Source organism: Bacillus sp. EAC (assembly GCF_002156875.1).
GTDB lineage: Bacteria > Bacillota > Bacilli > Bacillales > Bacillaceae_G > Gottfriedia.
The window spans coordinates 192,419-205,671 of sequence record NZ_NCSY01000009.1 but is presented as its reverse complement, the minus strand read 5'-3'; the positions used below and the strand labels follow the sequence as shown (position 1 = coordinate 205,671).

At 32.9% G+C, this 13,253-nt stretch carries 20 protein-coding genes; 4 read left to right on the top strand and 16 right to left on the bottom strand.

All coding sequences use genetic code 11. From position 1 onward, the window contains the following. Positions 1–94: 94 nt before the first annotated feature. The 4 genes from B7R65_RS15935 to B7R65_RS15920 all read right to left on the bottom strand — a co-directional run bounded on the left by B7R65_RS15935 (position 95) and on the right by B7R65_RS15920 (position 2,429). The gene (locus tag B7R65_RS15935) at positions 95–589 is read right to left on the bottom strand and encodes a DUF3907 family protein (RefSeq protein ID WP_088043817.1); all 495 of its coding nucleotides are present in this window, start codon (positions 587–589) and stop codon (positions 95–97) included. A 17-nt stretch (positions 590–606) separates the two neighbouring features. After that, a complete protein-coding gene (locus B7R65_RS15930) occupies positions 607–1,005 on the bottom strand; it encodes a hypothetical protein (RefSeq protein ID WP_088043816.1) in 399 nt (132 codons plus the stop codon). 72 nt (positions 1,006–1,077) lie between these two features. Next, the gene (scpB, locus tag B7R65_RS15925) at positions 1,078–1,659 is read right to left on the bottom strand and encodes an SMC-Scp complex subunit ScpB (RefSeq protein WP_088043815.1); all 582 of its coding nucleotides are present in this window, start codon (positions 1,657–1,659) and stop codon (positions 1,078–1,080) included. Continuing rightward, positions 1,659–2,429, bottom strand: coding sequence for a segregation/condensation protein A (locus B7R65_RS15920; protein ID WP_088043814.1), 771 nt, complete (start codon positions 2,427–2,429; stop codon positions 1,659–1,661). The genes scpB and B7R65_RS15920 overlap by 1 nt, the downstream gene beginning before the upstream one ends. Positions 2,430–2,634: 205 nt before the next feature. Between B7R65_RS15920 and B7R65_RS15915 the strand changes: the two genes are divergently transcribed. Continuing rightward, complete coding sequence (locus B7R65_RS15915; RefSeq protein ID WP_088043813.1) at positions 2,635–2,748, top strand: YjcZ family sporulation protein; 114 nt, start codon at positions 2,635–2,637, stop codon at positions 2,746–2,748. Between the two features lie 109 nt (positions 2,749–2,857). Beyond that, positions 2,858–3,358, top strand: a complete 501-nt coding sequence (locus B7R65_RS15910; RefSeq protein WP_218780446.1) for a DUF309 domain-containing protein — start codon at positions 2,858–2,860, stop codon at positions 3,356–3,358. Positions 3,359–3,407: 49 nt separating this feature from the next. On the opposite strand, the gene B7R65_RS15905 is transcribed toward B7R65_RS15910, so the two are convergent. Continuing rightward, entirely contained in the window at positions 3,408–3,767 is a 360-nt protein-coding gene (locus B7R65_RS15905) for a GNAT family N-acetyltransferase (RefSeq protein WP_088043811.1), read from the bottom strand. A 330-nt stretch (positions 3,768–4,097) separates the two neighbouring features. Here B7R65_RS15905 and B7R65_RS15900 point away from each other — a divergent pair, with 330 nt between their 5' ends. Beyond that, positions 4,098–4,727 (top strand): cupin domain-containing protein, encoded by a 630-nt coding sequence (locus B7R65_RS15900; RefSeq protein ID WP_088043810.1) that lies wholly within the window; start codon positions 4,098–4,100, stop codon positions 4,725–4,727. 113 nt (positions 4,728–4,840) lie between these two features. Here the strand turns inward: B7R65_RS15900 and B7R65_RS15895 are convergent, their stop codons facing one another. After that, positions 4,841–5,278: a peptidylprolyl isomerase gene (locus B7R65_RS15895; RefSeq protein WP_088043808.1), complete on the bottom strand. Its 438-nt coding sequence runs from the start codon at positions 5,276–5,278 to the stop codon at positions 4,841–4,843. 188 nt (positions 5,279–5,466) lie between these two features. Between B7R65_RS15895 and B7R65_RS15890 the strand changes: the two genes are divergently transcribed. Then, on the top strand, positions 5,467–6,333 hold the full coding sequence (locus tag B7R65_RS15890; protein ID WP_088043807.1) for a DUF1002 domain-containing protein: 867 nt from the start codon (positions 5,467–5,469) through the stop codon (positions 6,331–6,333). Positions 6,334–6,387: 54 nt separating this feature from the next. On the opposite strand, the gene B7R65_RS15885 is transcribed toward B7R65_RS15890, so the two are convergent. The 10 genes from B7R65_RS15885 to spoIIAA form a co-directional block, all read right to left on the bottom strand. After that, positions 6,388–7,860, bottom strand: coding sequence for a spore germination protein (locus B7R65_RS15885; protein WP_483861141.1), 1,473 nt, complete (start codon positions 7,858–7,860; stop codon positions 6,388–6,390). Continuing rightward, on the bottom strand, positions 7,832–8,410 hold the full coding sequence (spoVAEA, locus tag B7R65_RS15880; RefSeq protein WP_088043806.1) for a stage V sporulation protein SpoVABEA: 579 nt from the start codon (positions 8,408–8,410) through the stop codon (positions 7,832–7,834). Before spoVAEA ends, B7R65_RS15885 begins: the two co-directional genes overlap by 29 nt. 3 nt (positions 8,411–8,413) lie before the next feature. Continuing rightward, on the bottom strand, positions 8,414–8,764 hold the full coding sequence (gene spoVAE / locus B7R65_RS15875; RefSeq protein ID WP_088043805.1) for a stage V sporulation protein AE: 351 nt from the start codon (positions 8,762–8,764) through the stop codon (positions 8,414–8,416). A gap of 11 nt (positions 8,765–8,775) precedes the next feature. Further along, on the bottom strand, positions 8,776–9,783 hold the full coding sequence (gene spoVAD / locus B7R65_RS15870; protein WP_088043848.1) for a stage V sporulation protein AD: 1,008 nt from the start codon (positions 9,781–9,783) through the stop codon (positions 8,776–8,778). Between the two features lie 13 nt (positions 9,784–9,796). Continuing rightward, positions 9,797–10,249, bottom strand: a complete 453-nt coding sequence (gene spoVAC / locus B7R65_RS15865; protein WP_088043804.1) for a stage V sporulation protein AC — start codon at positions 10,247–10,249, stop codon at positions 9,797–9,799. 12 nt (positions 10,250–10,261) lie between these two features. Then, positions 10,262–10,678, bottom strand: coding sequence for a stage V sporulation protein AB (locus B7R65_RS15860; RefSeq protein ID WP_088043803.1), 417 nt, complete (start codon positions 10,676–10,678; stop codon positions 10,262–10,264). Then, positions 10,668–11,294, bottom strand: coding sequence for a stage V sporulation protein AA (locus B7R65_RS15855; protein ID WP_088043801.1), 627 nt, complete (start codon positions 11,292–11,294; stop codon positions 10,668–10,670). Before B7R65_RS15855 ends, B7R65_RS15860 begins: the two co-directional genes overlap by 11 nt. Before the next feature lie 277 nt (positions 11,295–11,571). After that, the gene (gene sigF, locus B7R65_RS15850; protein WP_088043800.1) at positions 11,572–12,327 is read right to left on the bottom strand and encodes an RNA polymerase sporulation sigma factor SigF; all 756 of its coding nucleotides are present in this window, start codon (positions 12,325–12,327) and stop codon (positions 11,572–11,574) included. 12 nt (positions 12,328–12,339) lie between these two features. Further along, entirely contained in the window at positions 12,340–12,780 is a 441-nt protein-coding gene (gene spoIIAB / locus B7R65_RS15845; RefSeq protein WP_088043798.1) for an anti-sigma F factor, read from the bottom strand. After that, complete coding sequence (gene spoIIAA / locus B7R65_RS15840; protein WP_142288266.1) at positions 12,780–13,130, bottom strand: anti-sigma F factor antagonist; 351 nt, start codon at positions 13,128–13,130, stop codon at positions 12,780–12,782. Before spoIIAA ends, spoIIAB begins: the two co-directional genes overlap by 1 nt. Positions 13,131–13,253 lie beyond the last annotated feature (123 nt).

The following is a 13,253-nucleotide window of genomic DNA, read 5'->3' as shown; positions in this document are numbered from 1 at the left end:
TTGTATTGTAACTTATCCTAAAAGAAAAAGACTAGAAGAATATATCCAGTCTTTTGATCATTTATAATATAATTTACAAAAAACAACTAACTAATTACTGTTTAGTCTGTTGCATTTGTTTTGTAGTGTAGTCTGTTTCATAATACTCAAGTTCTTCTCTCATTTGTTGAAAAATTTTTTCTAATTTTGAGAATAACGTTTGAACTGTTGATGGTACTTCATGATAAAAAGTTATTGCATGATTTCCAGTGTATGCCGCACGACTATTTTCAAACCATGAATCATTTTTTGGCGAAAAAAATTCAGCAATACATCTATGATAAATTTTATGTAAAGTATCTTCCGCAGTAGCTTTATGAAAATGCCCACTTAAAATTTTTTCACAAACTTCCTTTGCATCTTCACTATAAACCGTAATTCTGCGTAAGGAATTTAGAATTTTTTCGATATAAGTAGAATCTAATGTTGAAATTTCATGTTGAAATGACGGTAAAGAATGATTATTTAAGAACATATTACATTCCATGTTCACAATCCCTAATTGATTACCAACTATTCTTAATTGATGCTCTACCATCTTATTCGACATTGTATTCCCTCCATAATTTAGATCGTTACTTTTACTTTATTATTTGCATTTTGTTTAATACCTCTTGCGTATCCAACTAATTGATCAAAATCAACGCCTTCTAGTTCGTTTACAAATTGATTTATTTCATTAATATAAATTCGTTTTCGTCCACGATATGCAGGATTTTTAATAATAAGAGCTAGCGCAACAATGTCACGTAGTTCTACAGTCTCATTTCCATTATCATAAAATGTAGTTGATTTAATCTCCGTCATTTCTGGAAGTTGTTCTTCAAAAAAACGTACATACAAAACTGATGTAACAAATTTTTGACCATTGATTTCGTATTCAACTTCAGAACGATTAAAAAAGTCTTCTGAAGTATTCGATTGTGCTTTAACTAATTCATATCCATGACAATTATAAATAAACAAGTCTTTCACCCTCCAAGATTTCCATACTATTAGTTTACCATAGGATGATGGTATATTTGCAGAATTTTTTAACTAATCTTCTTTTTCAAATTTACTAAAAAATAGGTCAGCTTCTTCTTCGACTTCTTCTATTTTCAGATCCTGTGGTAATGGAGGTAATTCTTTTATATTTTTCAAACCAAATACATCCAAAAACTCAGAAGTCGTTCCGTATAAAATTGCACGTCCAGTTCCCTCCGCACGACCTACTTCTTTAATTAAATATTTTGAGACAAGTGTTTGAAGAGGCTTTTCTGTTTTCACACCACGAATATCTTCAATTTCAGTACGTGTAATTGGCTGTTGATATGCAACGATTGCCAAAGTTTCTAATGCTGCTTGAGATAAAGACGAATTTGAAGGACTTTCAATTAACTTTTTAAAAAAGTCTCCATGTTCTCTTTTGGATGTAAGTTTATATCTGTTGGCCAAAATTCTTACTTGCAAGCCTCGATTAGGATTTTCATATTCTTTCTTTAAACTTTCAATTAAGTCTACTACTTCTGTTTGACTTAATTCTAACGTTTCTGAAAGTTCAATGATTGAAATTCCTTCATCTCCTGCTACGAATAATAATCCTTCTAGCACTCCGATTAGATTATTTAATTGTTCCATTATGAGTACACCTCAGCTTGCTTATTCTCAAAAATCTCTCTTGAGATTAAAAATATTTCTGAAAAATTTTCTTCTTGTTCGACAACGATTTCTTTTGTTTTCATTAATTCTAGGATTGCTAAAAAAGTAACAACAATACTCTCTTTATCATTATATGGAAATAAACTAATAAAATTAGTTCTCTTTTTAAGTTGTTTTAAATGACCTATGATCTCTACCATTCGTTTCTCAATCGATATCTCTTCACGTACAATTTTTGTTTGAAGAGGTTCTTGAAGCTTTTTCCGTTTAAAAAGCTTTTGAAGTGCTCCTAACATATCATAAACGGACACATCAGTTGGCATAGCAATATCTTCTGGTCCTGGACCATATTCTGATAAATCAACTGGATTTCGCGTGAAAATCATCGCACGCTCAGATTCTTTTTCCTGAAAAATAATAGCTGCTTCTTTAAATTGTTTATATATTATTAGTCGATTCATTAATTCTTCTCTAGGATCTTCTTCAAGAAGTGCGTCCCAATCAGCCTGCTCTTCATGGTTTGGCAAGATACTTTTACTTTTCATTGCCAATAATTCAGCTGCCATCACTAAATATTCACTTGCAATATCTAACTCTAATTCTTTCATCGTATGAATATATAAAACATATTGATCAGTTATTTCAGATACAGGGATATCGTAAATATCAATTTCAAATCGCTGAATTAAATGAAGTAATAAATCTAATGGACCTTCAAATGCATCAATTTTAACTTCATATTGCTTCACAAACTATTCACCAACTTACTTTTATTATATAAAATAATATACTTTAACAGTATAAATGATAAATTAATAAAACTATATAGTAGAAAAGCATTTTTCATAGACGAATTTCTCGGAAACAATTTTTATATATGTGCCTATACCATTTTCACTAAAATTTCATAAGATAACAATGCAAGAAGAATTAAGTGTGTAAGGAGGGTTACTCATGAGTAGAGGCGGACACGTATCTCCAGAATTCGACCACCGCGGTAGCAGCTTTGCTTTAATCGTAGTATTATTTATCTTATTAATAATCGTTGGATGTGCTTTCATCTGTTAGTTTAACCTGTGAATATACAAAACGTGAAGGTCTAGAAAATGTTCTAGGCTTTCTTCTTTTTTAATTAACCTATTTCTGTTAAAATTTTCTTATCAAAGAGGTGAAGATGTTGGTCAATTTCAATAAGAACGCTAGGTACATAAAATATTTATGCCATTTCCATTTCGATCAAGACTTTTTTGAATGTCATGAAATACTGGAAGAGCAATGGAAATTAGAACTTAATAATGAATATAAAAAAGTTTGGCTTGGGCTCATACGATTATCAGTTGTCCTTTATCACTATCGTAGAGGGAACTTTACAGGTGCAAAAAAATTAATGCGACATGTTAATCATTTCGCACAGGACTCACTGTTAGTTAAGATGGCAGGTATTGATCATGAGAAATTTAATGAACTAGTTTCTACATTACAAGTTAAACTAGAAAACGAGGATCCTTATGATCCGATTACACTTCCAATTAGTGATCGTATTTTATTGAATCAATTTCATCGTCAGAAAAAATTCTATTCCACATTTACAGATGATTTAATTAATAAACATAGTACACGTGACCGAACTGATGTGATTTCTGAACGGTTAAAACAACTTAAACTAAGAAAAAAATAATTTCACGCAATAAAAAAGGTGTTCAACTTAATAGTTGACACCTTTTTATCTATAATACTTTCAAACTAATCTTACAATGTTCAATAAATGATGCTATCTCTACCGTAGTAATAATCGTATAGTCATTATACTGATTCCGAATTGCTTCATAAAGTGAAGTTGCAATTCCTTGATTGCGAAATGAAGGGTTTACACTTAGATGTTTAATCATAAGCACTTTATCTGGTAAAAGTTGAATTCCAATAATTCCTACAATATCGTCTAACTTCCAAAGGAACAAGTGATTATCTTCATTTGTTTCATAGTCTTTTATCGTATTAACTAAGCTTTTCACATTTTTTTCATTTGGCATAAACGAAAGCAGGCCCATTGCAATTTTTTCATATGTTTTCTTATACCTAATTAACATGTTTACCCCTCTTAAAAATTAATAAAACTCTTAATCCAACTTATAAAACAATCATAATATATGCTATAATACCTTACTATATTACGAGAAATCTAAAAATTCGTTCCAAATATATTAATATTTCAAATATATAATTTACACATTTTTCTGTCAAGAACGATTTGTGTATCATGCTTGTTCAACTCTGGGGAAAAAAACTCCTACCCCTTATCGTAAGCAGGTTTAAAAATTACCTAAGAGTAAGTTTGTTCAGCTTTTTAGGCGTGTAACCAAATGCCTCTTCTTGAATACATTAGTCTTTAATTAGAACTTTGAAAAGGAATGAGGAAAATGAGATTAGATTTGGATTACACTTCTCCTAATACACAATTTACTTATGATCTCAATAAAAATACTTCATTTAAGAAAGATAGCCAAAATTATATAAATGAATTAAATATTAATCAATTAAATACATTGGATAACCTATCGTTATTAGATATATATTTAAGTACTAGTAATGTTGTTGAACCACATTATCATCAAAATTCATCTGAGCTAGTATACTGTATTTCAGGTTCTGCAATTGTGTCAATTCTTAATCCATATACGAAACAACTTCATAATTATCCAATTACTTCAGGTCAAGTTGCAAATGTACCACAAGGATGGTGGCATTACGAGATCGCTACTGTTGACAACACACATCTTTTAGCTATTTTTAATGCGCCAACACCTGACGTCATATTATTTTCCGACCTATTAAAACTGACTCCTGCTAATATTGTCGCACATACTTACTGTCTTGATCAAAATCAATGGACGAATACACTTTCTACTCTTCAACCTTCAACTTTTATAGGACCACCTAGTAACTGTAATCGCCAACCAATACAAAATCAGTATGCAAGAGTAAATAATCATCAATCTATAAACTATCAACATCCATATCCAAACCAAACTCAACCTCGATATTGGTAGACTTGTCATCTGTTAACAAACATAAAAAACTCTTTTCTGTATCACAGAAAAGAGTTTTTTATGTTTAGCCTTTTTCATAAATCTGGTTACTAGAAATGAATCTTATTTTTAGACTATTCTTCGTCCCAAACTTTTACTTCTTTCATAACGTCTCCGTTACGCATTCTTAAAACTGTATCCATTCCTTCGATCACTTGACCAAATACAGTATGAACGCCATCTAAGTGAGGTTGTGGCTCATGTACGATGAAGAATTGACTTCCACCAGTGTCACGACCTGCGTGTGCCATTGATAAAGAACCTGCTTTATGTTTTAATGGGTTACCAACAGTTTCACATTTAATTGTATAACCTGGTCCACCAGTTCCATTACCATTAGGATCGCCACCTTGTGAAACGAATCCAGGGATAACGCGATGGAATGTTAATCCATTATAAAATCCTTTACGAATTAAGCTTTCAAAATTTTCAACTGTACCTGGAGCATGCTCTGGGAAAAGTTCAATTAAAATTTGTTCACCATTTTCAAATGAAATACTTGCTTTTTTCATCAAAAATTCCTCCTTATGTATACAAAACTTATAAGACAAGTTTGTCCTATATTTTCCATTACTGAAATAATCTAGTAACGCTTATCTAATCATACAAAAAACAAAAACTAATGACAAGTTTTCGAAAAGTACTATAATAGTGTTGTAAGTAGTAAAATTGGATAAATTGTAAAGGGAGTGTTTCTTTGTTGAAACAAAAGATTTTAGCATTCACCATTTCTTTGGGATTAATTGCAATGCCGTTATCAGTATTTGCAGATTCCGTACCAGGTGAAACAATCGTGACTCTTGGTCAAAATTTAACTGAGACACAGAAGAAAGCATTATTAGCAGAAATGGGTGCACCTTCTGACGCTAGAATGGTAACAGTTACGAATCAAGAGGAACATAAATATTTAGACGGGACTATACCAAGCGCGCAAATTGGTACTCGTGCTCTGTCATCGGCAATGATTACAATTGGTGAGAAAAATACAGGAATAATCGTTCAAACAAATAATATCTCATGGGTTTCAAATTCAATGTATACTAACGCTTTAATAACAGCAGGTTTAAAGGATGCGAACATTGTTATCACCGCTCCATTTGAAGTTTCTGGGACTGCTGCTCTAACAGGTATTATGAAAGCTTATGAATTAAGCTCAGGTCAAGTTATTCCTGAAGAAGTAAAAAAAGTTGCAAACGAAGAAATGGTTAAGACAGCTGAACTAGCAGATTCCGTAGGGAATAAAAAAGCAGTTCAACTTGTAGCGAAAGTAAAAGAAGAACTTGCAAAAAATCCAAACATGACGACTGATGAGTTGCAATCATTAATCAATCGTTTAGCGAAAGATCTTGGTATTACATTAACTGATGATCAATTAAATAGTCTAATGGCTTTATTTGAAAAAATGAAGGATTTAAACATTAACTGGGATCAAGTTGGCAATCAACTTACTAAAGCTAAACAACAAATTTCTGATTTCTTAAGTTCAGAAAAAGGTCAGTCATTTATTCAAAAATTAAAGGAATTCTTCTCAGCTTTATTTGATGCGATCTTATCTTTTTTCAAATAAATAATTGATAAACAAAAAACCGTTTATTTTTCTAAATAAACGGTTTTTTCTATATTATAGGGTTGCGTCGCCAATTGTTTTTCCGCCTTTTTTATGTTCACTTTCGCTTGCTTTTGTACGGATTATTAAATGGAAAAATGCACGACCATCAAACGGTATAAATGGCCATAAATAAGGTGTGTTTAACGTATTTAAGCTCGCTAAAAATAAAATAAACAAGGTAGAACCAATCATGAATCCTTTAATACCTAAAATGGCGGTAAATATTAAAATGACAAATTTTGATAGTTTATTGGCCAATGCTAATTCATAACTAGGAGTTGCATAGGAACCAATCATTGAGACCGCCGTATAAAGTACAACTTCTGGTTGGAATAAGCCAACATCAATCGCAACCTGTCCAATTAATACTGCTGCAATAATCCCCATAGAAGTTGATACTGCGTTTGGTGTATGTATACTTGCCATCCTTAAAAATTCAATCCCCATATCTGCTATAATTAACTGCAGGTAAATTGGAATGTTACTTGTTTCTTTAGGTCCAATATAACTTAAAGCTTTAGGCAATATTTCTGGAGTATTGCATAATAACAACCAAAAAGGTAGCAAAAAAACTGACATAAATATACCTAAATAACGAATCCATCGAAGGAATGTTCCGACTGAAGGAGTTTGACGGAATTCTTCAGCATGTTGCATATGATGATAATAAGTAGCTGGCGTGATAATGATACTTGGAGATGTATCGACGATAATAATGACATGCCCTTCGATGATATGATTAGCTACTACATCGGGTCTCTCAGAATATCGTACGAGAGGAAACGGATTATAACCTTGTTTTAAAATAAATTCCTCTAATTTTTTATCTGCCATTGGAAGGCCATCTACATTTATCTTTTGTATTCGATCTCGAATTTCTTTCACTAGTTCTTTATTTGCTAATCCTTCAATATAAGAAATACAGACATCTGTCTTCGAACATTCTCCAACCTGCATAATTTCATTTCTTAAATTTTCATCTCTTATTCGTCGACGTATTAATCCTGTATTATTAATAATATTTTCTGTAAATCCATCTCTAGAACCTCTAACAACTCTTTCAGTATCTGGTTCTGTTGGACCCCTACCTGGATAACTCCTTACATCGATTGCTAAAGCTTTGTCTTCTCCATCGACTAATACAACTATTAGTCCGGATAAAACCTTCATAATGACATCTTCATAAGTAAGAACTGTTTCTACTGAATGATGAACGATTGTATCTTCAACATTTTTAAAAATTGATTTGTTTTTTTCAACGATTTCTAAACCGATTAAATCATCTAAAATCATTTGAATAAAATTTGTATCCATTAAGCCATTTACATAAAATAATTGGACCTCAATTTTATTTACATAAATAACTCTTTTTCCAACATCAAAGCTCTTTCCATAACCTAATCGCTTATTTAACTCCGCTGAATTTATCGTCATTTTATGAGAAAGTGGTTTTTTATCATTTTTCGTCTCCGCCAACGATTTCACTCCTTTCTAAAATGTATTCAATAGCTTTCCTTGTAATTGGGGAGCCTATCTCAATATCATCCCGGCCACCCATTTTGCCAATATCCCCAATACCCAAAATTAAAGGAATATTTAATTGATCTAAATTATATACAGTATCTCCATTAATTCTACCTAGTTCAATATCTGGCATACCGTATTTATCAACACCATACTCGGTTAATTCACCTTCATTATCAATACTCACATCTACTCTTGTCCATTCTTGATGGTGGGTATTTGAAGCAACAGCTAAAGCTGCAATTACTTCGATATGCTTATCATTTACAACATACTTTAAAGCTTTTTCTCCTGGCCCTTCTCCCATATAGCCGCTATCATCAAACAATACAAAAACTGGCTCTTTTTGTGCTTGCATGATTATTTCCACCATTCTTTTTCCTGAAAATTTAGTTGGATTCCCTTTAGATTGAGAAATCGTACATCCTCCAAATTGCTTTGCTAAATGTTCGATTGTCCGATGAGCATACACATCCCCATCAGTTACGATAATGATTCTCTTTTTTTTCATAAGTTAACCTTTAGGCTTAAATATAAGTGCTATGATAAATGAAAATAAAATAGCGGCTGAAATACCAGAGGATGTCAGAGAAAAAATTCCCATCCCAATACCAATAAAGCCGTGCTCGTTTGCTTCTGCCATTGCGCCATGTAATAAAGAATGTCCAAAGCTTGTAATAGGAACTGTGGCACCTGCTCCTGCAAATTCAATTAATTTATCATAAATTCCGAAACCATCTAAAATTGCTCCAAAGACAACAAATATGCACATTACATGACCAGGTGTTAATTTGGTAAAGTCAAAAAATAATTGTCCGACTACACAAATCAACCCTCCAACTATAAATGCCCAAACAAATTCCATTTTTACACCTCCTAACAGCTTTCGAAAACAACAGCATGCGAAATTGTTGGTATAGATTCCTTTTGTTGTATCATCGTAGGACTTAATAACGCACCTGTCGCAGCGACTAAAATACGTTTATAGGTACCTTTTTTCAATTCTTGAAATAAGTGACTATATGTTACAACTGCTGAACAAGCACAACCACTTCCACCAGCAAACACTTCCTGCGATTGTCTATCATAAATTAATAATCCGCAGTCATTATATTTGCCTGCCATATCATATCCTTCTTCTCTTACAAGTTGTTCACAAATTGGTGCACCGACAGCTGACAAATCGCCTGTAACGATGAAATCATAATCTTCTGGTGTTGTATTTGTATCTTTAAAATGCTGAACAATTGTATATGCCGCTGCAGGTGCCATCGCTGATCCCATATCAAATGGATCTGTTAAGCCTAGGTCTTGAACGGTACCAATTGTTGCACATTTTACTTTAATTCTACTTTTTTTACTAGATAACAAAACACTTCCTGCACCTGTTACTGTAAAAGTAGCCGAATCAGGTTTTTGCCCACCGTACTCTGTAGGGTATCGATACTGTCTTTCTGCTGTTGCATTATGGCTACTAGTAGCAGCTAAAGCATGTTTTGCATAGCCACTATCAATAAGTTGAGCACCAAGTGCTGTCGTTTCCATCGATGTTGAACAAGCACCAAACATACATAAAAAAGGTAACTGTAACTCTCTTGCCATAAAATTTGCCGTAACGTTTTGATTAAGCAAATCACCTGCTAAAAATACATCAATATCTTCAACATTTTTGTCTGCCTTTTTTAATGTGATAGAAATCGCATTTCTCATTAATGCTCTTTCAGCCAATTCCCAATTGTCTTCATTGCAATGTAAGTCTTCGTACGCATAATCAAAAGTTCCACTAAGTAGTCCAAGATTTTCTCTAGGTCCAACTGCAGTACCACTTGATTGAACATACACCCCATTTTTAAATTCCCACGTTTGTTTACCTAATAAAGCCACTTGCATTCACCCCCTAAAAAAATACTTTAATTGCGTATCTAATCATTCCAACTACATATGCAGATACCACTCCATACACAATTACACAGCCTGCTAACTTAAACATGTTTGTTGCTACACCTAATACTAAGCCTTCACTTCGATGTTCCATTGCAGCACTTGTCATTGAGTTGGCAAATCCAGTTACAGGTACCGCAGAGCCCGCTCCTCCAAATTGACCTATTTTGTCATAAAGACCTAACCCAGTCAGAATACTTGAAATTAATACGAGAGTAGCAACCGTAGGATCCCCCACATTTTTATCTGTAAATCCAAAGTAATTTGTATAGATCTTTGTAATTAATTCTCCTATTAAACAAATAAATCCACCGACAAGAAATGCTCGAATACAATTTCTTAATACCGGTTTCTTTGGTTGATATTGTTTGATTCCTTCTTTATAATTAGCTTTTAATTTCCCGCTCATAACACCCATCCTTTATTCTATAAAATAGATCCAATGAAACAATGAGCCAAATACTTTTCCAAGCGCTATCGCCATTAATAAATAAACAATTTTTTTCTGTATACCAATTCTTTTTGCCAGTATTGGAAAAACATTTAATACTTCCGTCAATGCAGCTGCTAACATTCCGATAAAAATGCCAGCCAATAGTCCAATTGGGACTGTTAAAATTGTCGGTAAGAAAAATGTTGAATTTCGTAAACTAACCCAGCAACCAAATAAAGCACCTAAAATAACGGCAAATTCATAGGCTCGTATTTTTTTTATTGTTTTTGTTAATTGTGTTAAACGCGGAATAATTCCAATAACCGATAAAAATGCCACAAAGCCTGTTCCAACTGCAATCCCACCTGAAAAACCAATAAATACTACAATTACATCATGAATCATCGTCGTTCACACTATTCGTTGGCTTTTTATTTTCATTTACAAGCACATATTCATCGATCGATCTTTGGTATTGAAACATTTCGACTTCAAGTGGACTCGGCTCCTCATTTAACCTTGTTTTAAACCATTGATTAAAGAATAAAATCATTCCAATTCCTAAACCAAATGAATACGGTACTTGTAGTAATAAAGGCTTATGATTATACTCACCAGTAATCATGTAATAAATTCTTTGTTGTACTTGCTGCATACTTACATCCTCGTGAAAATAAATAATTGCAAGAGATGAACCCGCAAATAATAGAATCCATACAAAACAAAATAAGAAGTAGCGGTCTTTTGAAGCAGCAGTCTCGACCTCGATAATGCACATTGTTACACCAATTAATTCAAAAGTTATTTCTGGATCCACCTTCTGAATTAATGGTAGGAGTTCTAAAATATCGATAACTGTGTGTGTTCCGTCTTCTTTCTTCGCCACATGGACTACAATGTTTTTTATCTTTTCTATATTAAGGTTCATACCTTGTAATCTCGCTATTTCACCAAGATGTACTGTTTTACCAACTTGTACAGTGACTCGATTAAGTAACTTAATGTATAATACCTTTTTCATACGTTCCCCTCAGTTCAAGCTTTAAGAATTCAAGTTACAACTAGTATGCGAAAACTTCTCAAAAATAGTCATAACAAGTCGAAACAACTTAACACAATTCAAAAATTAAAATTGTCACAAAAAATTGATAAGTTATTGTTAAAGTTGATCGTTAATAGAGTAATGATTGAGGCATTTTGTGCGAGAAGACTAAAACAACTAGTTTAAAAAGCCATCCAAAAATAAAAAAAGCTAAATGATTGCAGTTTTCACTACTATCCTTTAGCTTTTCATACATTTATTTAATTTTATCTTTCATTTGTTGGAGAATTTTTTTCTCAAGCCTTGATACTTGAACTTGTGAAATTCCTAACCGTTCAGCGACTTCTGATTGAGTTTGGTCTTTGTAATACCTTAAATAGACAATTAATCTCTCTCGATCATCGAGTTGTTTAATCGCTTCTTTTAAAGCAAACTTTTCAAACCAATTCGTTTCATGATTGTCCGCTATCTGATCTAATAATGTAATTGGATCCCCATCATTTTCGTATACTGTTTCATGAATTGACGAGGGCGCTCTACTAGCTTCTTGTGCAAGTACAACATCTTCAGGCGTAATTTCCATATGTGTAGCAATTTCATTAATGGTAGGCATTCTTCCAAGCGTTTTACTTAATTCTTCTTTTGCTTTCCGAATTTTATTATTCGTTTCTTTTAATGATCGACTTACCTTTACAGTACCGTCATCACGAATAAATCGTTGGATTTCACCAATAATCATTGGAACAGCATAAGTTGAAAAACGCACATCATATGATAAATCGAATTTATCAACTGACTTTAGTAATCCAATACATCCAATTTGGAATAAATCATCTGGTTCATAACCACGGTTAATAAAGCGCTGAACAACTGACCAAACAAGTCTCATGTTGTGCCCGACGATGCTGTCCCTAGCCATTTGATCTCCAGCCTGACTACGCTTTATTAACTCTTTTAATTCACTATCCTTTAATTGCGCACGGGGTTGATCTTGCTTGACTTCTACGTCCATAGGCTATTCTCCTTAATTACATAGAGCGTTGCTATTTGATAAGTACTTTTTAACTGTAATTGTTGTACCTACATTTACTGTTGAAACGACTTCACAATGATCCATAAAGTTCTCCATAATTGTAAAGCCCATTCCTGATCTTTCTAAATCGGGTTTAGATGTATAAAGAGGCTGCATCGCTTCATCTAAATCAGCAATACCAATGCCCTCATCCCTAATTGTTAATGTAACTGTTTGATCCTCAAGCACTACTGAAATATAAACAATACCTGAAGAATTATTTTCATATCCGTGGATAATTGCATTAGTAACAGCTTCTGAAACAACTGTTTTAATTTCAGTTAATTCATCTAATGTTGGATCAAGCTGTGTAATAAACGCAGCAACAGTTACTCGTGCAAATGATTCATTTTGACTTAATGCTGAAAACTGAAGGTTCATTTCATTACGCATTATGCCACCCCCAAAACATTAAGCCCATTCGACTCATCATCAGCTAAATGTACAATTTTAAATAAACCAGACATATCAAATAATCGCTTTATTGATGGAGAAATAGAGCACACGACCATTTCTCCCCCTAAATTACGAATTACTTTATATCTTCCTAAAATTACACCTAAACCAGAACTGTCCATAAATGTTAAATGTTCAAGATTCAATAAAATATGTTTAATTGGTTGCGACTCTAATACCTCATTGACTTGTAAACGTAAATCTTCAGCAGTGTGATGATCAAGTTCACCATCAAGTCGTACACAAAGGATCGCATTTTTCACTTCAAGTTCAATCGAAAGACTCACTATCAATAACCTCCTTATTCTGACGGTTATTGATTGTTTCGTTATCTCCATTACAAATTCCTTCAAGCTGACAAAACTAGTGTAAATACGTCAAAACTTTACGTAATATTTGAATCAGTGGAG